The sequence below is a fragment of the Paenibacillus amylolyticus genome (assembly GCF_036894225.1).
Lineage (GTDB): Bacteria > Bacillota > Bacilli > Paenibacillales > Paenibacillaceae > Paenibacillus > Paenibacillus amylolyticus.
Genome location: NZ_CP145892.1, coordinates 6,228,273 through 6,254,559 on the forward strand (window position 1 = coordinate 6,228,273; position 26,287 = coordinate 6,254,559).

At 47.3% G+C, this 26,287-nt stretch carries 26 protein-coding genes and 1 riboswitch; all 26 genes read right to left on the bottom strand.

From position 1 onward, the window contains the following. Window positions 1-45: 45 nt before the first annotated feature. The 26 genes from V6668_RS27475 to V6668_RS27600 all read right to left on the bottom strand — a co-directional run bounded on the left by V6668_RS27475 (window position 46) and on the right by V6668_RS27600 (window position 26,255). Window positions 46-1,767, bottom strand: a complete 1,722-nt coding sequence (locus V6668_RS27475) for a phospho-sugar mutase (protein WP_047840692.1) — start codon at window positions 1,765-1,767, stop codon at window positions 46-48. Between the two features lie 111 nt (window positions 1,768-1,878). Then, window positions 1,879-2,310 carry a 3-hydroxyacyl-ACP dehydratase FabZ gene (fabZ, locus tag V6668_RS27480; RefSeq protein ID WP_036613058.1) on the bottom strand — a complete coding sequence of 144 codons (432 nt, stop codon included), beginning with the start codon at window positions 2,308-2,310 and terminating at the stop codon, window positions 1,879-1,881. Between the two features lie 488 nt (window positions 2,311-2,798). Beyond that, window positions 2,799-3,023 (bottom strand): DNA-directed RNA polymerase subunit beta, encoded by a 225-nt coding sequence (locus V6668_RS27485; RefSeq protein ID WP_017691949.1) that lies wholly within the window; start codon window positions 3,021-3,023, stop codon window positions 2,799-2,801. A gap of 12 nt (window positions 3,024-3,035) precedes the next feature. After that, window positions 3,036-3,875, bottom strand: coding sequence for a flagellar hook-basal body protein (locus V6668_RS27490; RefSeq protein ID WP_076319216.1), 840 nt, complete (start codon window positions 3,873-3,875; stop codon window positions 3,036-3,038). 533 nt (window positions 3,876-4,408) lie between these two features. Next, a complete protein-coding gene (locus tag V6668_RS27495; protein WP_076319217.1) occupies window positions 4,409-5,293 on the bottom strand; it encodes a flagellar hook-basal body protein in 885 nt (294 codons plus the stop codon). Window positions 5,294-5,395: 102 nt separating this feature from the next. Beyond that, entirely contained in the window at window positions 5,396-6,394 is a 999-nt protein-coding gene (locus V6668_RS27500) for a rod shape-determining protein (protein WP_036612542.1), read from the bottom strand. 219 nt (window positions 6,395-6,613) lie between these two features. After that, entirely contained in the window at window positions 6,614-6,901 is a 288-nt protein-coding gene (gene spoIIID / locus V6668_RS27505; RefSeq protein WP_024632710.1) for a sporulation transcriptional regulator SpoIIID, read from the bottom strand. Between the two features lie 170 nt (window positions 6,902-7,071). Further along, the gene (locus tag V6668_RS27510; RefSeq protein ID WP_036612548.1) at window positions 7,072-7,812 is read right to left on the bottom strand and encodes a M23 family metallopeptidase; all 741 of its coding nucleotides are present in this window, start codon (window positions 7,810-7,812) and stop codon (window positions 7,072-7,074) included. Between the two features lie 1,034 nt (window positions 7,813-8,846). Next, the gene (spoIID, locus tag V6668_RS27515) at window positions 8,847-10,187 is read right to left on the bottom strand and encodes a stage II sporulation protein D (RefSeq protein ID WP_076319218.1); all 1,341 of its coding nucleotides are present in this window, start codon (window positions 10,185-10,187) and stop codon (window positions 8,847-8,849) included. A gap of 467 nt (window positions 10,188-10,654) precedes the next feature. Then, a complete protein-coding gene (murA, locus tag V6668_RS27520; protein WP_017691942.1) occupies window positions 10,655-12,001 on the bottom strand; it encodes a UDP-N-acetylglucosamine 1-carboxyvinyltransferase in 1,347 nt (448 codons plus the stop codon). Window positions 12,002-12,523: 522 nt separating this feature from the next. Continuing rightward, window positions 12,524-12,781 carry a DUF1146 family protein gene (locus V6668_RS27525; RefSeq protein WP_017691941.1) on the bottom strand — a complete coding sequence of 86 codons (258 nt, stop codon included), beginning with the start codon at window positions 12,779-12,781 and terminating at the stop codon, window positions 12,524-12,526. A 605-nt stretch (window positions 12,782-13,386) separates the two neighbouring features. Beyond that, window positions 13,387-13,791 (bottom strand): F0F1 ATP synthase subunit epsilon, encoded by a 405-nt coding sequence (locus tag V6668_RS27530; RefSeq protein WP_036612555.1) that lies wholly within the window; start codon window positions 13,789-13,791, stop codon window positions 13,387-13,389. A 62-nt stretch (window positions 13,792-13,853) separates the two neighbouring features. Continuing rightward, window positions 13,854-15,257 carry a F0F1 ATP synthase subunit beta gene (atpD, locus tag V6668_RS27535; protein WP_036612557.1) on the bottom strand — a complete coding sequence of 468 codons (1,404 nt, stop codon included), beginning with the start codon at window positions 15,255-15,257 and terminating at the stop codon, window positions 13,854-13,856. A gap of 93 nt (window positions 15,258-15,350) precedes the next feature. After that, complete coding sequence (gene atpG / locus V6668_RS27540; protein WP_076319219.1) at window positions 15,351-16,223, bottom strand: ATP synthase F1 subunit gamma; 873 nt, start codon at window positions 16,221-16,223, stop codon at window positions 15,351-15,353. A 170-nt stretch (window positions 16,224-16,393) separates the two neighbouring features. Then, on the bottom strand, window positions 16,394-17,908 hold the full coding sequence (atpA, locus tag V6668_RS27545) for a F0F1 ATP synthase subunit alpha (protein WP_036612563.1): 1,515 nt from the start codon (window positions 17,906-17,908) through the stop codon (window positions 16,394-16,396). Window positions 17,909-17,924: 16 nt separating this feature from the next. Then, the gene (locus V6668_RS27550) at window positions 17,925-18,473 is read right to left on the bottom strand and encodes a F0F1 ATP synthase subunit delta (protein WP_076319220.1); all 549 of its coding nucleotides are present in this window, start codon (window positions 18,471-18,473) and stop codon (window positions 17,925-17,927) included. After that, window positions 18,470-18,958 carry a F0F1 ATP synthase subunit B gene (gene atpF / locus V6668_RS27555; protein ID WP_036612568.1) on the bottom strand — a complete coding sequence of 163 codons (489 nt, stop codon included), beginning with the start codon at window positions 18,956-18,958 and terminating at the stop codon, window positions 18,470-18,472. The genes V6668_RS27550 and atpF overlap by 4 nt, the downstream gene beginning before the upstream one ends. Before the next feature lie 113 nt (window positions 18,959-19,071). Beyond that, window positions 19,072-19,296: a F0F1 ATP synthase subunit C gene (atpE, locus tag V6668_RS27560; RefSeq protein ID WP_017691934.1), complete on the bottom strand. Its 225-nt coding sequence runs from the start codon at window positions 19,294-19,296 to the stop codon at window positions 19,072-19,074. Between the two features lie 78 nt (window positions 19,297-19,374). After that, entirely contained in the window at window positions 19,375-20,193 is an 819-nt protein-coding gene (atpB, locus tag V6668_RS27565; RefSeq protein ID WP_017691933.1) for a F0F1 ATP synthase subunit A, read from the bottom strand. Between the two features lie 45 nt (window positions 20,194-20,238). Further along, window positions 20,239-20,616 (bottom strand): ATP synthase subunit I, encoded by a 378-nt coding sequence (locus tag V6668_RS27570; RefSeq protein ID WP_017691932.1) that lies wholly within the window; start codon window positions 20,614-20,616, stop codon window positions 20,239-20,241. Next, window positions 20,609-20,863 carry an AtpZ/AtpI family protein gene (locus V6668_RS27575; RefSeq protein WP_017691931.1) on the bottom strand — a complete coding sequence of 85 codons (255 nt, stop codon included), beginning with the start codon at window positions 20,861-20,863 and terminating at the stop codon, window positions 20,609-20,611. Before V6668_RS27575 ends, V6668_RS27570 begins: the two co-directional genes overlap by 8 nt. Window positions 20,864-21,048: 185 nt before the next feature. Further along, on the bottom strand, window positions 21,049-22,206 hold the full coding sequence (gene wecB / locus V6668_RS27580) for a non-hydrolyzing UDP-N-acetylglucosamine 2-epimerase (RefSeq protein ID WP_036667768.1): 1,158 nt from the start codon (window positions 22,204-22,206) through the stop codon (window positions 21,049-21,051). Between the two features lie 38 nt (window positions 22,207-22,244). Beyond that, window positions 22,245-22,874, bottom strand: a complete 630-nt coding sequence (upp, locus tag V6668_RS27585; protein WP_017691929.1) for a uracil phosphoribosyltransferase — start codon at window positions 22,872-22,874, stop codon at window positions 22,245-22,247. Window positions 22,875-23,303: 429 nt separating this feature from the next. Further along, window positions 23,304-24,551 carry a serine hydroxymethyltransferase gene (gene glyA, locus V6668_RS27590; protein ID WP_164783303.1) on the bottom strand — a complete coding sequence of 416 codons (1,248 nt, stop codon included), beginning with the start codon at window positions 24,549-24,551 and terminating at the stop codon, window positions 23,304-23,306. Window positions 24,552-24,769: 218 nt separating this feature from the next. Further along, complete coding sequence (locus V6668_RS27595; RefSeq protein WP_076254013.1) at window positions 24,770-25,363, bottom strand: TIGR01440 family protein; 594 nt, start codon at window positions 25,361-25,363, stop codon at window positions 24,770-24,772. Between the two features lie 141 nt (window positions 25,364-25,504). After that, window positions 25,505-25,586, bottom strand: a riboswitch (ZMP/ZTP riboswitch). A gap of 96 nt (window positions 25,587-25,682) precedes the next feature. Continuing rightward, window positions 25,683-26,255, bottom strand: coding sequence for a low molecular weight protein arginine phosphatase (locus tag V6668_RS27600; protein WP_036612575.1), 573 nt, complete (start codon window positions 26,253-26,255; stop codon window positions 25,683-25,685). Between the last annotated feature and the right edge of the window lie 32 nt (window positions 26,256-26,287).

The following is a 26,287-nucleotide window of genomic DNA, read 5'->3' on the forward strand; positions in this document are numbered from 1 at the left end:
GTGCGGAGAGGCCTTCTCATGTTCTTGCTCATTGTTGCATTCGTATTATTGTGCGTCTACACGCGACATCACTGTAGTCACCAGACGCTCGATCCAGCTTTCCGCATCTTCCAAATTCTCTCCACGCACGGCGAAGTATACTTTGATCTTCGGTTCTGTTCCTGAAGGGCGCAAGCAGAACCATGAACCGTCTGCCAAAATGAACTTCAGTACGTCCGCCTTCGGAAGACCGTCCAGACCAAGGGAGTAGTCCAGTACATCTTGTACAGCAATTCCCGCTACTTCTTGTGGCGGATTGGAACGCCAGTCCGTCATTTTGGCTTGAATCTGAGCCACGCCGTCTTTGCCTTTCAGCGTACGGGACTCCAGCTTCTCCAAGAAATATCCGAATTGGTTGTACAGCTCTTGCAAGACATCATACAACGTCTTGCCTTGGCTCTTATAATACGCAGCTGCTTCAGCAATCAGCATCGAGGCAAGGACAGCATCCTTGTCACGGGCATAGTTACCGGAAAGGTAGCCATAACTCTCTTCATATCCGAACAAGAATGTATGACTGCCTGTTGCTTCGAACTGGTTCATTTTTTCACCAATATATTTGAAGCCCGTCAGTGTGTTCATCACTTCTGCACCGTAATGTTCAGCAATAACAGCACCCATCTCACTTGTTACGATTGTTTTGACAACCGCACCATTGCTTGGCAGTGTACCTGTCTCTTGCAGGCGACTGAGCAGGTAATGTACCATAATGGCACCAGACTGGTTACCGGACAAGACGAAATATTTGCCATCATTGTCCTTCACGACAGCACCCATACGGTCTGCATCCGGATCTGTTCCGATCAGAATGTCAGCGCCTACGGATTCTCCCAGCTTCATTGCAAGCGTAAACGCTTCGCGTTCTTCCGGGTTAGGGGATTTCACGGTAGAGAACTCAGCATCCGGCTGTTCCTGTTCAGCTACAATGTGCACTTGCTCGAATCCGATCTGCTCCAGCACGCGACGTACAGGAATGTTACCTGTTCCGTGAAGCGGTGTGTAAACGATTTTGAAATCACGGCCTATGCCGGATTGGATCAGTTCACGGCTCAGACTGCGGCTCGCTACGGTATCCACAAACGCTTGGTCTTGGTCTTCACCCAACCAGATCAGGAGTCCTTGAGCTTCTGCTTCTTCTTGCGTCAGCTTTTTCACGTCAGCAAGGGAAGGCACTTCCTGGATGTACTGAATGACTTTTTCCGCTTCATCCGGTACCAATTGACCGCCCTCATGATTGTATACTTTGTAGCCGTTATATTCCGGTGGGTTATGGCTCGCTGTTACAACGATCCCTCCAGTTGCCTTCTGATGACGCACTGCGAATGACAACTCAGGAGTTGAGCGCAAGGACGGGAACAGCTTGGCTACAATGCCGTTCCCAGCCAGTACAAGCGCAGCATCCAGTGTGAATTCAGGTGAGAAATGGCGGGAATCATGAGCAATGACTACAGAAGGTTTGCCTTCTTGGTCACCATGCTGCTCAAGCAAATAACGCGCAAATCCTTGCGTTGCCCGACCTACGGTGTAACGGTTCATCCGGTTGCTTCCGGCACCAATGACTCCGCGCAATCCACCTGTACCAAACTCCAGGTTTCTGTAAAAACGTTCCTCCAGCTCTTTCGGCTGATCCTGCAAGTCACGAAGCTCCTGTTTCGTTGCTTCATCAATCGAAGCATCCTCCAACCATTGCTGCAACGTCTCTGCTGCTGCTGTGCTTAACTGTTCCATTCCGATAAACCCCTTCCGTCTATATAAATTCAGGTGTGCTGAGTTACTTCAGCATCTTGCATCATTCGGTCCGTCTACGTTCCTGCATGATGTCAATGCTCACGTATGTAATCAGCTTGGGTCAGACAGTGCAAACATGATCTCGCCTTCAGCGACCACTTTGTCGTTGACTCGGGCAGTTGCTTTACCTTTACCAATAGAACCTTTCAGACGTGTAATCTCCACTTCCAGAATCAACGTATCTCCGGGCACAACTTGTCCACGGAATCGGAAGTTGTCCAGTCCCGCCAAAAAGCCGATTTTTCCTTTGTTGCCTTCCAGATTCAGAATGGCTACTGCACCAACTTGCGCCAGCGCTTCTGTAATCAGTACACCCGGCATTACCGGATACTCTGGGAAATGACCAATGAAGAAAGGTTCGTTAATGGTTACGTTTTTCAAACCAACGGCACGTTTGCCATCCTCAATCTCTAGAATCTTGTCCACCAACAGGAACGGCGGACGATGCGGGATAATTTCTTGAATCTGTTTGATATCGAGCACAGTGTAATCTCCTCTCAGGATGTTTATATGAGCGTTCTTCATCATGGATTTTTCATGTGCGCATAGGTGACCGTTACGGTTACGGATCGTTCTTTCGATCGCTGTTGTTTCCTAATGTTTCTGAACTATTTTTCAGATGGATAACATTAGGAAACAAAGGCGAGCGCTTCGCTTCTTTCGAACGATTCCGTTCCCTTCACTGACTTTAGTGCGGACATGGAAAACCTGATTATGATCAAGTCGAAGCTCATATAAAAGGTTTTTAATTTTTAAATTTTGTATGGAAAGCATATTTTCGGTTAACACTAGTTATATCCTTCATGACTGCAGTAGTGAAGGTTAAGATAAGGGGTCTCTCTTCGCGATGACGAATGTCTTTCGCAGGGGAGGCCTCTTTTGTGACGTCAAACGTCATCCATCATTATACTGTTTTCAACGTCAAAAAGAAAACTCCTGCCTGCGCAGGAGTTTTCGCTTAACTCGTTACATTATGGAGCGAATACCAGATTATATACATGTTCCCATGTACTCCATTGCCATACGGAACCGATATCCTGTTTGCCCAGTACCACATATCCAGCTACCATTCCGCCAGCGAGGGCAAGAACAAGCAGGACCGGAACCAGGAACCATCTTGCGATGCGCCATCCACTCTTCTTCTTCTTGACTTCCTTTTTCTCCGGCTTACTGTTCTGCTGCTGTGTTTCTGTCATCACATTCACCTTTTACGCTCTCATATTGTTGGCAAGACCCAACATGGAATCACTTGAAGTTAGCGCCTTTGCCGCCAGCTGATATGTCCGCTGTCCTTGCATAAGCAAAGACATCTCCTGTGTCAGATCAACGTTGGATTGCTCCAGAAATCCTGGTCGGATCAAGGCCGCTGCTTGACGTGTAGCTGCATTAGCGCCAAATACATCATCTTCGGTTAATCCCGCATCCAGACCAAACAGGTTATCCGCAAACTGCACCAGCCCCTCAGGACGTTCAATGTCTACCACTTGCAGCTGTGCTCCAATGGTTGCGTTTGCCGCATTACCGCGTCGGATTAACAGGTTGCCATTTTCATCAAAAGCAACTTTGCTATTATTCGGTGCCGTAATACGATTGCCTTGACGATCCAGGGCAAAGTGGCCTTCGCCATTGACCATCACCATCATATCAGGTGAATTCGGAGTAGGCTTAGGTCTTGTATCAGGTACAAAATGAAATGCACCCTGACGTGTCCACATTTTCTCCCCATTCGCTTCAACTGCAAACATCGCATTTCCTTCAATGGCCAGATCGGTCGGAAGACCAGTCTCGTTCAAGGGGCCTTGAGACATATCCTTCGTTACATCTGCCAAACGAGCACCAAAACCGAGGTTATATCCCATCGGTGTGGAACGCCCATCCAGTTTGTACTTGTCCGGTTGTTGTTGAACCCGGGTCAGCACATCCTCGAATGCCGCCTGCTTGCTCTTATAGCCTGCCGTATTCACGTTGGCAATATTATCGGAAATGACATCCAGACGCTGCTGTATGGCAGTCATGGAAACCTTGGCACTAATCATGGAATTATTCATTGGTGGTATACCCTCCCTTGTGTCCTGTCCACCCTCCCAAACCCTCCCTAGTAGGGAGGGCCCCAGATGGCGCTGCCCTCTGGACTCCCGAAACAGGCGGATTAGGTAAGTGGGGTACGATCTTGCTAAGTGGCGGTGGTGTATGTGCGCCGCGACTGCCCGACTATGATTCCCGCCATCGTTTCACATGGCTGAATCATAGCACGGCACGCTCTTTATGCGGCGTGTAGCTCCGCGGGGTCTCTTCCCTGCTTTGCTCCGCAAAGGGCTGTCGTGACCGTCGCTTCGCTCAGGTACTGCTACGCATTCCTCGCATAGGCTCGGCTGCGTCTACGCTCTTGCGCTCCGCGGGGTCTCTTCCTTGCTTTGCTCCGCAAAGGGCTGTCGAGACCGTCGCTTCGCTCAGGTACTGCTACGCATTCCTCGCATAGGCTCGGCTGCGTCTAGGCTCTTGCGCTTGACGTGAGCCTCTCTGCTTTGCTACGCAAAGGGCGTTTGGCTCTCCGCTGCGCGGTTATATTTAAACGTCGGCGTTATACACGCCCGACTTCATTGACGGCTTTATCCAGACTGCGGTCGTAGAATTGTACGATCTTCTGGTTTGCTTCATACGCACGGAATGCGGCGTTCATATCAACCGTTGCCTGTGAGGCATCAACATTGGAACCTTCCAGGTATCCTTGACGGATCTGCACATTATCACCGGCAGCCATCATCCGGGACGTTGCCCCGTTTGCATCGCTGAGACTGAAATTGCCATTACCTTGACGAACCAGTTGATTCGGCTGGTCAATGACACTAATGCCAAGAGTAACCCCTGTTGGTGCACCCGTTGCTGCATTCACCAAACGGCCTTGCTCATCCACTTTAAATTGCTCCACAGAACCTGTCAACACTACAGGTTGTCCATTATTATCCAACACTTGTGAACCTGTTGAACTCAGCAATTGTCCCGTTCCAGTGATCTCGAAGTGACCATCGCGTGTATATCCGGTGTTACCTTCTGCATCTTGAACTGTAAAATACGCCTGAGGCTGGTAAGTCACCGTGCCGTCGGCCCGTACAAATTTGCCTGATGCGTCAAACGGGACAGGTTGTCCAGTCTGCGGATCATTGACAGTCATATTGGATGAAATGGAAAAATCGTTTTTCTGCCCAGTCTCCATAATGGTCCCCTGCAAATTCATGGACAAACTCTCTTCCGCGAACACCCCCGTGTTCAGCTTGCCCAGCCGCTTTGTTGGAAGATTTGCATCTCCGCCTACCAAAGTAATGAGCATTTCCGGGAAGGAACGGCTTACGCTGTTCACCTGTTTATATCCCGTGGTGTTCATATTTACGATATTCTGTGTTGCTGTGTCATGGCGGCGTTGTTGCGTAATCATTCCCGCAGTAGCGGTGTACAGACCTCTTAACATGAATTAACCCCTCTCCTCAAGCGCTTGACCTGCATCACAGGTTGGCTGCTTGTCCGTTCTGCTTTCCGAGCATGGCGAACCTTTGCTATTTATATCGGCAGATTAGAACTTTTTCTTAACCACCTGATCCAAATTATTAAGCATTATGCCTGTCCCCTTCACGACACAGTGCATTGGATCTTCCGCCACCCATACCGGTACATGCAATTCATTGGACAAAAGCTCGTCCAGTCCGTTCAGCAATGCACCTCCGCCAGTCAATACAACACCACGGTCGATAATGTCCGCTGACAATTCAGGCGGTGTACGTTCCAATACCGATTTGGCTGCCACGATGATGGATTGCACGGAATCCCAAAGTGCTTCCTGTACTTCATTTCCCGATATCGTTACGGTAACAGGAAGGCCGGATACCATATCGCGTCCGCGAATGTCCATCTCCGTTTGATGTCCACCCGGATGTACGGTACCAATCGCAATTTTGATATCTTCAGCGGTCCGTTCACCGATCATGAGCTTGTACTTGGCTTTGATAAACTTGATAATGGCTTCGTCGAACTTGTCCCCTGCGACTTTAATAGAAGAGGCGGTGACCACGTCGCCCATAGAAAGGACTGCAACGTCAGTCGTACCGCCGCCGATATCCACGACCATATTGCCGCTCGGCTGAAAAATATCCATTCCCGCACCGATCGCTGCCGCTTTCGGCTCTTCTTCCAGAAACACTTCTTTGGCACCACTGCGTTCTGCCGCCTCACGGATGGCCTTCTGCTCCACGGAAGTAATGTTCGTTGGTGCACAGATCAAAATTCGAGGGTGGCTGTACCAGCTTCTTGCACCCACACGATTAATGAAATGTCTGAGCATCGCTTCTGTAATCTCGAAGTCCGCAATAACGCCGTCACGCAGCGGTCTAATGGCAACAATGTTACCTGGAGTACGCCCCACCATACGACGCGCTTCTTCCCCAACAGCAAGGACACGCTTCGTATCTCTTTCAATGGTCACGACGGAAGGTTCATCGAGGACAACCCCACTTCCTTTCACGTGAATAAGCACGTTGGCCGTGCCAAGATCAATACCGATATCCTTGCTAAACATAAAAGAGCCCCCAAAGTGATATTATTTGGTCAGCGTATCCTGTGAAAAAGAGTCCCTTATCACGTCACCGCTCGTTCGACAAAGTGCAACATATATATGTAAAAATCGGGCTGATAAGATGTCATAATTCGATCCTGTACCAGCATTTAACATATCATACTTCAGGGGAGGGATTCAATGCATGTGTGAGCTTTTTGGCCTACGTCTTTGTGAAGATGCTTACGATTTGGCGGAAGCCAACACCTCACGTTTCTTGCCACTCGTTTTTTTGTATTTAATTTTGGTCGCTTCACCGCCCCGCAAATGGCGGATCGACTTGTGATACTCCAAAATGTGTTTCACCTGGTCAGCAAGATCAGGGTTGATTTCCGGCAGACGCTCCGTCAGATCCTTATGCACAGTACTCTTTGACACGCCGAATTCTTTGGCTATGGTACGGACCGTATTCCTCGTCTCAACAATGCAGCGACCAATTTTGATGGTCCGTTCCTTGATGTAATCGTGCACGCTCCCGCCTCCCTACTGTGTGGATAGTTTGGTACATTATATGAGGAGCATGCCTATATATTCGCGGTTTAGAGGTGTGACAAGCTTCGAAGGTCCCATTATTTTCTGAAAAGCACAAAAAGAGCAGAGGTTTAACCCCCTGCCCGTCATGTTGCTGCGGTAAAATTCATTTATTTTTCCGGAAGATATCCTTGCGGGTTAACCGGCTGTCCGTCTTCGTACACTTCAAAGTGAAGGTGATTGCCAAGCGTTTTACCCAATTCATTGACGCCAGCGGATGCAATCGCATCTCCCTGTTTCACTTCGTCGTCCTGTTTCACTTTGACGTCTGCCAAGCTTTGGTACACCGTCTTCAGGTTATCGCTATGTGTGATTTCCACAACTTGACCTGTGAGCGGATTTTGCTCAACCCGGGTAACTTTACCGGCGAGTGCTGCTTTGACTTCAAACGTTTTGTTATCCCCACGTGCCAGATCCACACCCGTGTTCGGGATGAATGTATCATTGTACTGCACCATTGCCGCTTCATGTTCCTCGGTTGAAGCTTCGCTATCATAGAAAGGTTTCACTACCGAAATTTCGGACGGTACCGCTACCGGCCAACCAAAATTCTCCGACTTTGCAACAACTTCCACACTTTCTTCTTCTCCACCTACTGCTGTTCCTTCTGTACCCGCCGATGCACCTGTTTCTACTACCCCGCTAGCAGGGTCCGAGTTTAGCGTTTTGTCGCCTGTGCCCTGATAGACCCACACTAAGGTTAGTATAATGCCTGCTGCTGCGATGTAGGCTGCCGGGAAGACCCAGCGTTTGGACATTGCTCTTTTCCATGAAGAGGGCTGGCTAGCCGGTACTCCTTGAGTTGTTTTAGGAGTTTCTTCTTGGTTTGTTTTTTTGTTTTGTTCATTCATGTTAATCACCTCAGTAACAAGTGTTACCGGGTGCAACTCTTTTATACACGCGCGACTCTAATTATTTTCACGGAGGTTTCAGAGAGTGCTATATATGGAGTGTGTGTGCAGCTAGTTGGTGCGCCGCTTCGGGGCCAGAAAACCTTTCGACCGCTGGTTACTACCAGATTTCTTCTATCACCTTCTTCAAAGGTGAAATCCGGTAGTAAAGGCGGACACTTTGCTTCTACAGGTCTTTTCTGTCCCCTTCGCTCCCCATACGGCTAGCACTCTCCGCATATATAGCCAAATCTCGAAAGCTCCGGAATGGGTGTTGGTAGACTGGTCCGGATTGGCTGTAGTTGCCAATCCTTCTATGAAGTGCATTTATCGGTGAGAGAAAGGATATAGGATGTGACTGGATAATGCAGATTTAAACCGCCCAGCTTCTTTGAAAGTGAGATGTGAGATTAGAGATAGACAAAGCGCGCCAATACTGACTGTTCAATACAACATCTAGATTTAAAAGAAGCTCGATCATGAATGGTTACAGTATAGTTAGAAGTTGCTTGGTAGACAGGGAACATAAATCAATTTTTTAACCTTAGAGCTTGGAAACTTGATTTCAACGTTCTGATTTTATTTTTGGTTTGGCTGCTTATTGCGAATGAACATGTGGTGAATGACAGCACCCTCAATTTTGCTAATGATTAGATAATAATATATTTCTAACGAACTCAGGCCGCCTTATTGGCAGGGAAACCGTGGCTTAGGAATTCTAACGAACCATAGACACGCTAATTACTTTTTTGGGCGCTATTATCGGATCAGTTCGGTGGTATGTCGTGATATAACGTGTCCGAGATTTTTTAGAATTTCCATTCGTTGTGATAACGCCCAATAAGGTCTCTCAGATTCGTTAGCGCGCCAATGGTATGTGGGAAGTCTGATGAGTTCCAAACCAAAACTGCTCTCATTCACATACATTTGTATACATTCGCACATACTCCTACTCATTCGAATTATTTCGCTTTATCCATCCGTGTTCATCTCTCCTACTTCGATGCAAGCATCTTGGATGCCTGTCCGAATGAAATGCCGGTATAGTAGTGTTTGAGAATTTGGGTGGCCGTGTGTCCCTCCTGCGCCATGCCGTTTGCTCCCCATTGGCTCATGCCAACCCCATGACCGTAACCGTACGTTGTAATCTGGATTTCGTCACCTGTGGTCTTCCAACTGAACTGGCTGGATCTTAATCCAAGCAGTTTACGAACCTCGGGTCCACTGAATGTCTCACCTGCGATCTGCATTTCCTTAATTCGATGCCCTTTGGTTGTAGACAATACTTCCATCCACGATCCACCCTTCTGGGCGGTAACCGGAATGGCATCCAAGTTTAACTTTTGCAGAATCTCGTTACGCTTCATGGTGACGGTCTGTTTGAATCCTGGTGCCAGGTTTTTGTCCCACGGACTGTCTACACTTTGCAGATACGGCACAGCGTTTCCCCATACATCCTCCGCATTCTCGGTATATCCATTACTTGTGGAAAAAAAGGATGCGGTGATTGCCTTGCCCTGATATGTCATCACCGTATCTCGACTTTCGCGTACAGCCTGTTGCAGCTTCTCCCATTCCTTCGCCTTCCCTAGACGCGTCCAATCCGCTTTCACCTGATCTGGCGGAATAAACACCTGATGGCTGATCGTATCCGTCACATCCGCCGCACCTGATGGAACACCGCTTGTATCACTCGCAGCTAACCTACGCACGATAAATGTACGAGCAGCTATTGCCTGCGCCTTTAACGCCTCCAGTCTGAATTCCGCAGGCATCTCAGCTGCCACCACCCCGGTAACATAGTCTTCCAATGGCAGATTCATCGTTGTGCCCGTTGCAGACAGGTATACGCGCACTTTAGGTTCAGGGTACGTAACAGGAACGGCTGGCGCAGGAGCTGGGGTTCTTGTACTGCTTGAATCTGTTGGAGCAGGGATCGGCTTTGGTGATTCGCTTGTCCGCGGCCATACCAGAATTACCGGAATCAGTAACGCCATTGCCAATAAGGCAGATACAGCGGCAGCAGGTTGCCATCGCGTCGTATTACGTCCCCATCGGGGTTTTCGTCCAAACGTCCGCATTCGGCGACGCTTCACTCGGCGGAACTGGTCCAGCTCAATAACAGGTATATGAATATGCTCGGTTGTCTTTCGGTTCAGTTCATCTGCCGACACCCGCCCTGGATTGGATAATCTTGCAGGCTGTGATGGAACAGTCCTCAGGTTCAATGGGGCAGGCTTGTCTTTTTCCACTCCAGAAACGGTATTTCCCTCCGGCTCTTGCATACCTGGACGAGGGACAAGGGGTACCTTTACCTGTACACGAGCTTCTTTCATTCGAATATAACCCTCCGTTATCTATGGCCGGTCATGTGCCGGTCGTGTTGTTCAAATCCATAGTTTAGGTTATGAGCTGGCTTGATCTGATAGAACCTGATTTGAGAGAAACGAGGCCCTTTTCGTTCTGTTCAATTTCTTGTTTTCTTTTGCTATGTACATCTTAGAAACGTTGATCTGTCGCTGAATACCAGTGTTAGCTGGAATCGACACTCTATATAAAGTACGCTCTTTCATTTGGTTCAGAATCGATACAGAATACGATGTTATGCTATACAAGTTAGGACCAGCTATTAATAGAATCAGGTATCAAATATCTCGTTGTCTTCTTAAAAGTAAACACAAAAAAAGCCAAGCCATATGGCTTAGCTTTATCATTTTTGACAATTACGTTCCATCGCATTCATAATCCACACAACCGTGTGACTTATAATAGAGGGACCATATTTTTTCTATTCAATCCAGTGTTAAGCCAAAGTTGGTTGCACCTTAAACATCGGTACTTCTTTCTCCACTTTTTCACTAGGTGCTTTGGTTGCTTCCAGCTTAGGCTCATCAACCGAGATCCGATAGATGTCAGCGCCAAGTCCGTTAAGCTTCTCAGCGAGATGTACATAGCCACGGTCGATGTGATGAACACCGCCCACTTCCGTTGTACCTTCAGCAACAAGACCTGCAATAATGAGTGCGGCACCCGCACGCAGATCGGTAGCCGTTACTTTGGCACCCTTCAGTTTGGCATTACCTGTGACGATGGACGAACGTCCTTCGACTTTGATCTCCGCATTCATCAATTGGAATTCATCCACATGCATGAATCGGTTTTCAAAAACAGTCTCTGTCACGACACTTGTTCCTTCAGATGCAAGCAAGAGTGCCATCATCTGGGATTGCATATCGGTCGGGAATCCTGGGTATGGTAATGTTTTTACATCCACAGCTTTAAGAGGGCGATCTGCGATTACACGCACGCCATTCTCATCCGGTTGGATTGTAACACCCATCTCTTCAAGCTTCGCGATAACGGAGCCTAAATGATCAGAGATTGCACCTTCAATGTACACGTCACCACCAGAAATTGCAGCAGCAGCCATATACGTACCAGCTTCTACCCGATCCGGAATAACGGTGTGTGTAACACCTGTCAGTTTCTCCACACCTTCAATGCGGATCACTCCAGTACCAGCACCACGTACGATGGCACCCATTCCATTCAGGAAGTTGGCAAGATCCACAATCTCAGGTTCTTTTGCCGCGTTCTCCAGAACAGTTACACCTTCGGCCAATGTTGCAGCCATCATAATATTTTGAGTGGCACCTACGGAAGCCACATCCAGATAAATTTTCGCGCCACGCAACCGACCTTGGCTACGAGCTTCGATATAACCTTGGCCCAAGCTGATCTCTGCGCCCATGGCTTCAAAACCTTTCAAATGCTGATCAATAGGCCGTGTACCGATGGCACATCCACCAGGAAGTGAGATTCTTGTATGACCCATACGAGTCAACAAAGGCCCCATGACCAGGAAAGACGCCCGCATTTTACTTACCCATTCATACGGGGCTTCACAGGAAGTAAGTTTCTCCGCATTTACGGTAATCACTTCGTCCCGGTATGTAACTCCCGCTCCCAGCGATTCCAACACCTTGTTAATCGTCATCACATCGTCTAGAGGAGGCGCGTCAATAATAACGCTTTGTCCTTCTTCCCCTAAGAGAGAGGCAGCGATGATCGGAAGAACAGAATTTTTAGCGCCGCTAACTTTGACACTTCCGGTCAACCTTTTGCCACCGCGGACGATAAATTTGCTCATCATGGTTCCCTCCGCGCTTTTATTCCCTTTTCTTCATTCCGGAATACGTAAGCCCCACTATGCTAGAAAGGACTGTTGCTGTGTGTGGAATTTCGACATATTCTGGCATATTGCCACAGATGTCTGTTCAGAAAAGAATTGGTTTTTATAATCCATATCAATGATACCATGTGCCGTGCATCTTGCTATTCAGCATGTAAAAATCAGTGTCTTACAAGCCAGCAGAGCATCAGAACAGACAGAGTGGGATGGTTATTAGCCGGCATGAACCGGATATCCCGTTTATAACTACAAAATAAGTGAACAATTGTGAATTCCCTAACTTCCATCATAACATTGTTGAATTGTACGATACAAGCATTTTTACATAAAACATCTCAAATTCATCCAATTTTACGTCACATTTTTTTCTTAATTTCTTTACCGACAACTCATACTCTAATTGTTAACACAATTAATCGATGTTATTCGACAATGAGCAGCTTGAAGAACCTAACAGATGATTAACCAACCATCTCAACATTAAAACAAATTACGCAACATTTGAGTCCAAGACAAGTAGTCAATGACAAAGCCAGCAACGGCATGCCCCAAAATGATGGCGAGCAACAAATGCAACAGTCTTCCCTGAGCACCTCGTGGTTGCCTGATGATTAAATCCAGTTTGAGATTTGTCAAAGCCCACCAAGACAACGCTATACATAACAGGGAGACGATGATTGAGACCAAGCCGTTGGTGCTTAACGCCTGGTTCACCTGATTCGTCAGATCAGTATCCATATATTCTTTACCTCCACATTTGTTGCAGCGATCAGCATATCATATGCCTGGCACCCATAACTTGTTAGTATACTGGAATGTCTTAAGCACAACATACTGAGCGTACTGTCAGATTTACTCCTGCCAGGCAGGAATCTCCTGATGCCCAATCACCGAGCAGCAACAATGCGGCTGTGCATGACTATGGAATCTACTACGCAGCTTCCTGCTTCTGCTGACTCTATGGAATATAGGCTCTTTCATCATACATTGTCAATTACATTGATTTCCACTTCTAAAATATTTTAATTTTAAAATGCCGGGATTTTGTGACTAAAACGACATAAAAGAGCGCTATTTCGATATCGATTCTGTCATTTCCTCGGAAATAATTTAAATTTACACATGAAAAAAATGGTTCTCTTAGTGGTAAATGCGCCCACTACTTTAGTCCTACATTCTATTCAAATAATCATAATCGGTGAATATTTTGCTTAAAATACTTCTGTTTACTGAAGGGATAGGATGGATTGGTGGTCAGCCCTTTTGATATATTCGATAAAACAATTCTATTAAACAAACTCAAAAAGCCCGGCAGACTAAGCCGCCAGGCTTCAAAGAATCGTTTATTTGCCGAACACATTAATCCGGTTAACCGCTTTTTGCAGCGCAATCTCTGCACGACGGTGATCAAAGTGGTCCTGATTGCTTTGGCTTGCAAGCCGACGTTCTGCCCGCTCTTTCGCCGCACGCGCACGATCCACATCAATGCTTTCCGGGAATTCAGCACTCTCTGCGAGTACAACAACCTTATCTTTACGAACTTCGATAAACCCGCCACCGATAGCAACTCGTTTATTTTCTTTTCCGTTATGGATATAGATTGGTGCAATCTGCAAAGGTGTAACCATAGGAATATGACCTGGCAGAATGCCCAGTTCCCCTTCAATACCACGAGCCGTAATGCTATTCACCTGTTCTGAATAGACCAAACGCTCGGGTGTTACGATTTCCAACAAAAAGGTGCTCAATTCCATCCCTCCTGAAATATCCGAAGGATAGCCCGCTTCATAAGGACAATCCTGGATTCAGACTAAACCAGTGTTTTGGCTTTCTCCACTGCCTCTTCAATTGTACCAACAAAGAGGAAAGCTGCTTCCGGAAGATCATCATACTTACCTTCGAGAATCTCTTTAAAGCTGCGCACCGTTTCTTTAACTGGAACGTATTTACCCGGAATACCGTTAAATGCTTCAGCAACGTGGAAAGGCTGGGACAAGAAACGTTGGATTTTACGAGCACGGTATACAAGCGCTCTATCTTCTTCACTCAACTCGTCCATACCCAGGATTGCAATGATATCTTGCAATTCATTGTAACGTGCCAAGATACGTTTAACGCCTTGAGCTACGCTGTAGTGTTCTTCACCTACAACTTCAGGGGACAAGATCCGGGAGCTGGAAGCCAGTGGATCTACCGCAGGGTAGATACCCATCTCGGAAATTTTACGCTCCAAGTTCGTCGTTGCATCCAAGTGGGCAAACGTCGTTGCAGGAGCCGGGTCAGTGTAGTCATCCGCAGGCACGTAGATGGCCTGGATGGATGTTACAGAACCTTTTTTCGTTGATGTGATACGTTCTTGCAGTTGACCCATTTCTGTTGCCAGCGTAGGTTGGTAACCTACCGCGGAAGGCATACGTCCAAGCAAGGCAGATACTTCTGAACCCGCTTGGGTGAAACGGAAGATATTATCGATAAAGAGCAACACGTCACGGCCTTCTTCATCACGGAAGTATTCCGCCATCGTCAGACCTGTGAGGGCTACACGAAGACGTGCGCCTGGAGGCTCGTTCATTTGTCCGAAGACCATTGCTGTTTTGTTGATAACGCCGGAATCACTCATCTCGTGATACAAGTCATTACCTTCACGTGTACGCTCACCAACACCCGCAAATACGGAGATACCGCCGTGCTCTTGTGCGATGTTGTTGATCAATTCCTGAATGGTTACCGTCTTACCTACACCGGCACCACCGAAGAGACCGATTTTACCACCTTTAGCGTAAGGAGCAAGCAAGTCGATAACTTTGATTCCTGTCTCCAGCATTTCTGCTTGGGTAGTCAGTTCATCAAATGCAGGTGCTGAACGGTGAATCGGGTTCTTGTGCTCAGCAGCTACGGCACCGCCAGTATCAATTGCTTCGCCGAGTACGTTAAATACACGACCCAGTGTTGCTTCTCCGACGGGTACAGAGATTGGTGCTCCTGTATCTAAAGCTTCCATACCACGAACAAGTCCATCCGTGGAGGACATCGCAATACAACGTACTCGGTTGTCACCCAGATGTCTCGAAGCTTCGAGTGTAAGGTTCACACTTACGCCGCTCTCACTTACTGTAGTGATCGTAATGGCATTGAGGATTTCCGGCAGACCGCCGCGATCAAACTCGACGTCAACAACCGGACCCATGATGCTCACAACGCGTCCTTTGTTCATCTTAACGTTCCCCTCCTACAAGCCTGCTACTTTTGCAAAAATAATGTACCGTTCGTTTATCTTTGCTCTGCAAGCCTTCATTAATAAAAACAGTTAGCCTTGTGCTGCGTTGGCACCTGCCACAATTTCCGTAATCTCCTGCGTAATCGCCGCTTGACGGGCACGGTTATAGGTCAATGACAATTCGTTAATCATTTTGGATGCATTTTTGGTTGCATTACCCATCGCCGTCATTTTCGCGCCTAGCTCACTCGCCTTACCGTTCAAAAGCGCACCATAGATCAGCGTTTCCGCGTAACGCGGAAGCAAAACCTCCAGTACAGCCTCAGCAGACGGCTCGTATTCGTAGCTTGCCGTTGGTCCTTCCGCAGCAGTTACCTCAGGTGTTTCCATCGGAAGAAGTTTTTCTACCGTAGGAATCTGGGTCAACGCATTCACAAAGCGGTTATAACAAATGTACAATTCATCAAATTCAGCCAGTTCAAACCCATGAACAGCCTCGTGTGCGATGGATTTGATATCTGCAAATGAAGGCGAATCCGACAGATCCGTTGTTGTGGATGCCATCGCCATTTCACGACGTCTGAAGTAATCGCGTCCTTTACGTCCAATGACGAACAATTCGTAGTCATCTTGGGAGTTGTGGCGCTCTTTGAGCGTCTGATTAACCTGACGCAAAACGTTCGCATTGTATCCACCTGCAAGACCACGGTCCGATGTAATGATCAGGTAAGCTGTCTTTTTGACCGGACGGCTCTCCAGCATCGGATGCTGTATACCTTGCGTGCTTGATGCAATACTAGCTACAACTTCTTTCAGTTTCTCCGAATAAGGACGGGCTGCTTCCGCTTTTTCCTGCGCTTTACGCAGTTTTGCAGCAGCTACCATCTCCATTGCTTTGGTGATCTGCTTGGTGCTTTGTACGCTTTTAATTTGCCGCTTAATTTCGCGCATGCCTTTTGCCATGATTTCACCACCTCAAAACTTTGGCAAAGCCAAAGTTACTTCGTAAGCATCACCACTAGTTTTGACAGAGTCAAAACTACATCGTAAGCATCATCTTTTTTGACAGAGTCAAAGTATTACATGCAGACATGCGGAATCGGTTAGACAACTCCGCACCTGCAGTCATTTATTTAGACAGAGACAGCAAAGCTCTTTCTGAACTTCTCAATTGCACCTTTCAGTGCATTTTCGTTGTCTGCAGTCAATTCTTTAGTATCACGGATGGATGCAAGAATTTCCGGATGACTGCTCTCCATGAAGGCAAGGAACTCACCTTCGAAACGAGTCACATCACCTGTAGGAATTTCATCCAGGAATCCTTTAACGGCTGTGTACAAGCTGACCACCTGTTGTTCTACGGCCAGAGGCTGGTTTACACCTTGCTTCAGGATTTCCATCATACGTGCACCACGATTCAGGCGAGCCTGAGTCGCTTTGTCCAGATCGGAACCAAACTGGGAGAACGCTTGAAGCTCACGATATTGAGCGAGGTCGAGACGCAGGGAACCTGCAACCTTTTTCATCGCTTTGATCTGAGCAGAACCACCGACACGAGATACGGAAATACCTACGTTGATTGCCGGGCGTTGTCCAGCATTGAACAAGTCAGCTTCCAGGAAGATTTGTCCGTCCGTGATGGAGATTACGTTCGTTGGAATGTATGCTGATACGTCGGAGGCTTGTGTTTCAATGAACGGCAGTGCGGTTAAAGAACCACCACCCAGTTCATCATTCAGCTTCGCAGCACGCTCCAGCAAACGGGAGTGCAGGTAGAAGACGTCACCCGGATAAGCCTCACGGCCCGGTGGACGACGAAGCAACAAGGAAAGCTCACGATATGCAGAGGCTTGTTTGGTCAAGTCATCATAGATAACCAGAACGTGCTCGCCTTTGTACATGAAGTACTCACCCATCGAACATCCGGAATACGGTGCGATGTACAAGAGTGGTGATGGATCGGAAGCTGCTGCAGTTACAACGATTGTGTACTCCATTGCGCCTTTACGACGAAGAGTTTCCACAACTTGAGCAACCGTAGACTGTTTCTGACCAATAGCCACATAGATACACTTCATGCCGCTACCTTTTTGGTTCAGGATCGCATCAATCGCGATGGATGTTTTACCTGTTTGACGGTCACCGATGATCAACTCACGTTGTCCACGACCGATTGGAACCATTGCATCAATGGCTTTGATCCCTGTTTGCATCGGCTCATGAACCGATTTACGATCCATTACGCCTGGTGCTTTACCTTCAACCGGACGGAATTCCGTTGTAGCGATTGGCCCTTTGCCATCTACAGGAATACCGAGCGGGTTCACAACGCGTCCAATCAATGCTTCGCCTACAGGCACTTGCATGATTTGACCAGTACGTTTCACTTGGTCACCTTCACGAATATCGTAGTAAGGTCCCAGGATAACGACACCGACATTGCTTTCTTCGACGTTCATGGCGAGTCCCATAACACCGCTTGGGAATTCAACCAACTCGTTGGACATGACGTTCTCAAGTCCGTAAACACGAGCGATACCATCACCAACCTCGATAACCGTTCCAACTTCGACTACATCGATATCGGTCTTGTATTGTTCGATTTGGCTCTTAATTAATGTACTGATTTCTTCTGGTTTGATACTCAAGTGTCCTCACCCCAATCTACTGTACTCGTCTGTTAAAAGACTGCTCAAGACGTTCGAGCTTGCCAGCCAAGCTGCCGTCATAGATCGTATCGCCAATGGCGACTTTCAATCCGCCCAGCAGAGTCGGATCAACAATGTTCTCGATACGAATCTTTTTATTCACACGGCCACCGAATTGACGGGCTACCGCTTCTTTTTCTTCATCATTCAACGCATAAGTGGAGTAGACACGTGCATCAGCGATGCCCAGCGACTCACCTTGGATCTTCCGATAATCATTCAACAAGTCTCCCAGCAATTCAACGCGTCCGCGTTCAATTAACAACAAGACTGTACGAAGGACAGGTTCGGATACCTTACCATCAAGACTTGAGTGAAGCACGTTCTGCTTGACTTCATCAGAGATATTAGGAGATACGATAAATTTCTCGATATCTGCATCTCCGGTCAATGCACTGACTACCGCAACCAGTTCCTGTTCAACCTCAAGTACCTGCTGTTGCTGAAGAGCAACTTCGAACAATGCTTTCGCATAACGCTTGGCAACAATCGTATCGCGGCTCATTGTCGGCCTCCTACCTCATTGAGGTATTGGTTCACAAGCTCTTCTTGTGCAGGACCGTTCTCAACTTCTTTTTTGATCAACTTGGATGCAATCTGAACGGAAGCTGTACCCAGTTCGCTGCGAAGTGCTGCGACTGCTTTGTTCTTCTCGCTCTCGATTTCGCGTACTGCATCGTCTTTCAGACGATTAGCTTCAGCTTTGGCATCAGCCAAAATCGATTCAGCTTGTTTGCCACCTGTTTGTTTGGACTGTTCAATGATGTCGTAAGCATCTTGACGTGCTTGTTCAAGAGCTTGTTTTTGTTCCTCCACATAGGCAATGGCCTGTTCCCGAGTCTGTGCAGCCTCATTCATCTGCGTCATCACGAGTTCACGACGTTTTTCCATAATGGAGAACAAAGGCCCGAAGGCATAACGGCTAAGCAGCCAATATAAAATCGCAAATGCAACAATCGCAAGAAGCGTATTTTCCCATATGAAACTCAATCTGTTCACTCCTTCCTGGAGGTATCCTTGAAACGTCATCCGTTAGAACGGACATTACCTAAAAAGAAGGCGCGGATGGCTATGGCCTTCCCCGCCAAACCTTTAAAATTTGATTAAGCCATACCGTAGAACATGAACGCGAGTACCACACCGATGATCGGCAATACCTCGATCAAACCTACACCGATAAACATTGTTGTTTGAAGAGTGGATTTTGCTTCCGGTTGACGGGCAATACCTTCCACCGTTTTGCTGATTACCATACCGTTACCAATACCTGCGCCAAACGCGCCCAGTCCTGCAACAATTGCTGCTGCGATTAATGCCATTGCTCCCATTTGTATATCCTCCTTAAAATGATAAATCGAATTTTTTATTGTTCAGCCTGGTGAAGAAATCTTCGTAGGGCTTGAAACTTAATGCTCGTCATGCGTCTCGATGCTCTGTGAAATGTACACCATCATCAAGATAACAAACACAAATGCCTGGATCGCGCCGATAAAGATACTAAAGCCTTGCCACACCATAAGTAGCGGAATCGCTGCAATAGCACCAAACACTTTGAATGTGGTCAGTTTCAGGATCGTTGCGATCAGTACCTCACCTGCAAAGATATTCGCGAATAAACGCATACCGTGTGTCAACAGCTTGGATGCCGTTTCAATCAAGTTGATTGGCAAGAACAAGGCAAATGGCTTGAAGTAATGCTGGAGATACCCTTTGGTGTTACGGAACAATCCAAGTCCATGAGATACAAGGAACGCTACAAGAGCTAGTCCCATCGTTACAGACAAGTCGGCTGTTGGTGATTTCCACCAGGCCAGTTCAACGTGTGGGTGTGCTTCAGGGTCCTTGGCATGCGCTTTTTCAAACGCCTCCACCGCTGTAACAATCGGCTTACCGAATACCTGTGCCTGATTAACATCTGTTACCTCAGATACAGCCACGAGCGGAAGGCCGAGCATGTTCCCTACAAAAATGAACATAATCATGGAAAGAGCGAGAGAGATAAAATGTTTACCTTTCTTCATATCCATTGTACTGGAAATCAGATTGCGGACGAATTCTACTGCCCACTCCATAAAATTTTGCAGCTTGCCGGGATTTTCAACGGATAATCTCCGTGTTGCCAGTACAGCAAAAATAAAAACAATTGCACCTGTAACTACCAGCATCAACAGAACCGATAGATCCAGTCGAAATCCGCCAAGCATAATAATTGGAGCTTCATGCATATTTTTCTCACCCCTTTCTCGACTTGAAAGCTGCAGCCCTTAACATCATTCTGCTCTGCGGGAATAGACAATCCCTATAATCAATAAGGAATATTGTGCAATGACGAGACCGCCTGCAACCGCATATGTATTGAAGTACTGCGGAAAGCGCATCGATATGAATATACCGAGCACAGCGAATGCCGCTCTTGTCAAAAATCCCAAGTTGACACGCTTCAAGTTACCTTCTGCCGCATCATCAGACATTTTCCTTACTTTGTAGCCCAGGTAAAATGCATTGATCCAGCTAACTCCTGTACCCAGGGCCAGTCCCAAAGCAATTGTCTCCACACGTGGCATAAAGGCCGCTGCGAGAAAACAAATCATAAGAAAGTACATGACGAAAACAGTCATCGATCTGCGGTATCTGGTTAGTTCACTCATCACTTTCCCCCATGATTTTTTTCGCGATAAAGTAGATGCTTACACCGCCTGCCGCAAGAAAAAAGAGAACGCTTACGGCGATCCATATTCCGTTACCTCCGATGGTCTTGTCCAACCAGGAGCCAGCGTAATATCCGGCAACAGCGAGAATGGCAATCTCGATCCCAAAAGCTGTCACGAGTCCCATCGCTTTCCATACATTATCGTCATGGTTACGGGATGAATTTGGTTTGTTCGAATCGGCCATTTTCCACGCCACCCTTGCAATCCCAGTTAATTTTACTGAATGATGAGAGCCTTTGTCAATTGAATGATTTTAGCGTTTTAAAGGGGGAAACGACGGGAATATAGACCCTCAAAGCCCATAAACCCGCGTAAACCGTACAGTTTAACTGTATGCTTGCCCTTTATAAATCCGTCAGAAAAAATGTATTATTTTTTGAATTTTCTGTGAAATGATTCCGGACGCTCACTATTTACACCGAAATGATGCAAAATCGCATTGACAATTCTTTCCGAAGCATGTCCATCACCGTATGGATTGGCAGCCTGGCTCATGCTTGCATACAGGGTTTTGTCTGTAAGCAGAGCTTTGGTCCGTTCATACACACGTTCCTCTTCGGTACCTACCAATTCCAGCGTTCCGGCTTCAATACCTTCCGGGCGTTCTGTTGTATCGCGCAATACGAGCACAGGCACACCAAACGAAGGTGCTTCTTCCTGCAAACCGCCTGAATCGGTCAAAATCAAGTGAGTGTGCGGGTAAAAGTTATGCAAATCCACCACGTCTAGTGGATCAATTAATTGAATACGGGGATGATTCCCCAAGATCGCGTGAGCCGGCTCCTTCACAGCAGGACTTGGATGCACCGGGTACACGATGGCAATATCTTCGAATTCGTCGGCAATCCGTTTGACGGCCTGGAAAATATTGCGGTGAGGCTCGCCTTGAGATTCACGGCGATGAGCTGTCATCAGCACAAGGCGTTTGCCTTGGGCCCAATCAAGTACCGGGTGTGTGTAGTCCTCCCGTACAGTATATTGAAACACATCTGTTACCGTGTTGCCTGTGACGTACGTACTAGACTCCGATTTATTTTCTTTGGCAAGATTGGAAGAAGACCAATCCGTAGGCGCAAAGTGTAGATCAGCCAGTACTCCCGTCAGCTGACGGTTCATCTCTTCAGGATATGGAGACAGCTTGTTCCACGTCCGCAGCCCCGCTTCCACATGTCCTACCTGAATCTGTTGCAAGAATGCTGCATAGCTCGCTACAAAGGTAGTTAATGTATCCCCGTGAACCAGTACAATATCCGGCTTAGCTTCAGCTAACACCGGTTCCAGACCGCCAAGTACACGAATTGTAATTTCATTCAATGTCTGACGGTCCTTCATCACATCCAGATCATAATCGGGATGAATGTCGAAAACTTCAAGTACCTGATCCAACATCTGGCGATGCTGCGCAGTTACGCAAACAATAGATTCAATAGACTCAGGGTGTTTCTGCAATTCCAAAATAAGCGGAGCCATCTTGATGGCTTCCGGACGCACCCCGAAGATCGTCATGACTTTAATTTTGTTGGACATTCGAGCAAAGCCCCTTTTCTACTCCGCATGCAATATGCTTATTTAGTGCCGTATAGACGGTCTCCTGCATCTCCAAGCCCTGGAACGATATAACCATGATCATCCAGACGGTCGTCCAATGCTGCTACATAGATGTCCACATCGGGATGTGCATCTTGCACAGCTTTTACGCCTTCCGGTGCTGCAACCAGGTTCATCATCTTGATTTGGGTACAGCCACGTTTTTTGAGCACGTCAATAGCTGCAATTGCCGAACCACCGGTTGCCAGCATCGGATCAATTACAATCAATTGACGCTCTGTTACGTCTGTAGGCAGTTTGGTGTAGTATTCTACCGGTTGCAGTGTTTCCGGGTCACGGAACAGACCCACATGTCCAACTTTTGCCGCTGGCAACAATTTCACAACGCCATCCAGCATTCCGAGTCCTGCGCGCAGAATCGGCACCAGTCCGAGCATACGTCCAGAGATAACTTTACCTTGTGTTGCAGCTACAGGTGTCTGTACATCAATCGTTTCCAGTTCAACATCTCTTGTAATCTCATAAGCCATCAACGTTGCTACTTCATCCACCAATTCACGAAAATCTTTCGTATTCGTACGCATGTCGCGTATAAACGTCAGTTTGTGTTGAATCAAAGGGTGATCACATATTACTAATTTTCCCATCTAATTTGTCCCTCCGGTAAGTTCTTCATGTTCAGCATTTCCAAATATACCTAGCCACCATTCATGGGCTCGATAAATCCTGTATATTATATCATCACCAACAACGAATTACACCATCAAAGGGCACCCAATCATTACAGATTACCGAATCCTATAAAAAACAGGACCGGAAAATGATCCATCCGGTCCTGTTTTGCTCCTGCTGTTATGTCGTTAAGAAAATGAAAATGATGAATACAATGGCACTCCGCCTACAGAATGATCCTTCGATCGCTGTTATCCCCAGATTTTTTTTATTCTCCTTTTAACAAGGGAAAAATCCGGGGATAAAGGCGAACGCTTCGCTTCTGCGGTCTCATTCTGTCTGCTTCGTTTTTTTGTATCCCATTTTAAGAACATCTCAAATACAAACAGCATGAGCAAAGTTTTTTAGTATTTAAGATCTGTATAGAGCGGGAATTGGTCTGTCAGTGCAGTCACTTCTGCACGGGCTTCATCCAGCTTCGCTGTATCTTTTGGATTTTTCAGCGTTTTAGCAATGATCTTACCGATCGCTACCATCGCTTCTTCGTTCATGCCACGGGAAGTTGCAGCAGGTGTACCAATTCGAATACCACTCGTTACAAACGGGCTTGTAGGGTCGAATGGAATTGCATTTTTGTTCACGGTAATACCGATGGAATCAAGCACATGCTCAGCTTCCTTACCTGTGATGTTCACACTGCGTGTGTCGATCAGCATCAAGTGGTTATCTGTACCACCAGATACGATGTTCAATCCTTCAGCGATCAGTGTTTCAGCCAGAACCTGTGCGTTTTTCACGACATTCTCAGCATACGTTTTGAACGATGGTTGCAAAGCTTCACCGAATGCTACCGCTTTGGAAGCGATCACGTGCATCAAAGGTCCACCTTGGGAACCTGGGAATACGGCTTTATCAATCGCTGCTGCCCACGCTTTGCGGCACAGAATCATACCACCACGAGGTCCACGCAGCGTTTTGTGTGTAGTTGTTGTTACGAAATGCGCATGTGGAACCGGGTTTGGATGCAAACCAGCAGCAACCAGTCCTGCGATGTGAGCCATGTCCACCATGAACAAAGCGCCTACATCATTGGCGATGGAAGCCAGCTTTTCAAAATCAATGGTACGCGGATATGCACTTGCACCTGCAACGATCAGACGAGGACGGTGTTTGAAAGCCGCTTTGCGTACTTCATCATAATCAATCAGGAATGTATCTTCCTGTACGCCGTATGCTACAAAGTTGTACAGCAAACCAGATGCGTTAACCGGGCTACCGTGTGTGAGGTGTCCACCATGGGCAAGGTTCATACCAAGTACAGTATCACCAGGTTTCAACGCTGCAAGATAAACTGCCATGTTCGCTTGTGCACCGGAGTGAGGTTGAACATTCACGTGTTCTGCTCCGAACAATTCTTTTGCACGATCACGCGCGATGTCTTCAACGATGTCCACATGCTCACAACCGCCATAGTAACGTTTACCTGGATATCCTTCAGCGTACTTGTTGGTCAGAACAGATCCCATTGCTTCGATTACTGCTTCACTTACGATGTTCTCGGATGCGATCAGTTCGATGTTGTTCTGTTGACGTTTCAGTTCAAGATTCATCGCTTCCAGTACTGCCGGGTCATTCTTGCGCAATTGTTCCATGATTAAATTCCTCCCAGTTATAAGTGAAGTTATAAAGTGAAACTAATGTTTACACGAAAACGGCGAGTGCAACACCAATCTGAAGAAACGAAGTGGTCGCCTTTATCACCGGATTTCCCCTTTAAATAGGGAATAAAAAAATCTGGGGATAACAGCGATCGGAAGATGGTGATGCAATCAAAGTCAGAAGTGTAACCCAATTAGTCTCGCTTTATATGTTAGTCACAAAATGTCGAATCTGGTTGTTCTTCCATACGATACACCGCGCGTTCGCCGCCAATCAACTTCGGACGGGTCAACGCTGTGGTTACACGAGCATCTCCAACATAGCGGAGCGCTGTACGATAGGGTACAGCTACATGCCGGAGATGCATCCCAATCATCGTCTCCCCAATGTCCAGTCCCGCATGGGCCTGCACATGTTCAGCCAGGCATGGATCGGTCAGCGAACGATATGCTGCGGATGCCATTGAACCTCCGGCCTTGGGCACGGGTACTGCACCAACCTCGGTCAATCCAAGTCGAGTAAGCACAGAACGTTCCATTACCAGCGCACGGTTCAGATGCTCACAACATTGGAATACCGTGTCAAAACCGAACTCTTCCTGCACCTCGCGTATACCCGCAAGAAGCTGCTGCGCCACTTCAATGGCACCACTCGTACCAATCCGAGCGCCTGCGACTTCACTTGTGCTTGTACCGATCACAACGATCTGTCCAGGCCCAAGCTGTCCGGCAAGCGCCAGTTCATGCAGAATAGACGCGGTCTGTTCCTGCAATCCGGGTTGTTCCGAATCTAATTCTATAGTCATCCTATCATCGCCTCCCGATAAAATCATGCCCGCTGTCTCTTGGTTGTCCTTCGTATTCTTGCACGGCATCTCAGGTACTATTATAGCGAATAATCAGATGAAAGACGAAAAAAAGAGCAGTCTGCGGGTAACGCAGAATTGCTCTTTTGCCCAGGCGACCGGCCGTTTGTTCCGGTGCTCCATCGTGGTTATGCCCACTTCGTCGCCAGTTACACCGGATCCCTGTTTTCCCCTTCATCATAAAACAACCCGCGGCTAAAATCAACGGTTAATTTACATCACGTGTCCTATTTGTATAACCTGCCTCGCAGGATCAGATTTATCCCAGCTTATCCAAAAGCCGGTCCAATGCCGTCCGAATCTCAGCTGCAGCTATATTGTAATCATCACGACTTCCCCCAAAAGGATCGGAGATGTCGAAACTTGGAATTCGTTGTCTGATCTCAATGGCTCGCTCACGCTCCGATGCCAGGATTTCTTGCCCAAGGGCACGTTTCATCTCAAGCGTTGCAAACAGGCTGTCCAACTCCTGAACATCACTTAATACCTGTTCATCATCCTCCACATATTCTTTCAATGTATACGTTTTGTGGACTGAATCGGGAAAAACCTGCATGACATGTTGCTTATGACTCCGTGTTAATGTAAGAACCAGATCGGCCCAACCTACCAGGTTAGAGCTAAGCTGTGTGGAATGAGGTGGACCTTCAACGTTATGATCTCTCAAAACTGCTTCAGCATGTCGGGAGATCGGCATACCCGACGTTGCTGCCACGCCTGCGGAGCGAACCTCTACCTGAATGCCGCGCTCCGATGCCAGTTTTCGCAAAAGCCCCTCTGCCATGGGGCTGCGGCACGTATTTCCTGTACATACGAATAAAATATGTTTCATTGTGTTAGCCTCCCCATTTTACATATGATGCG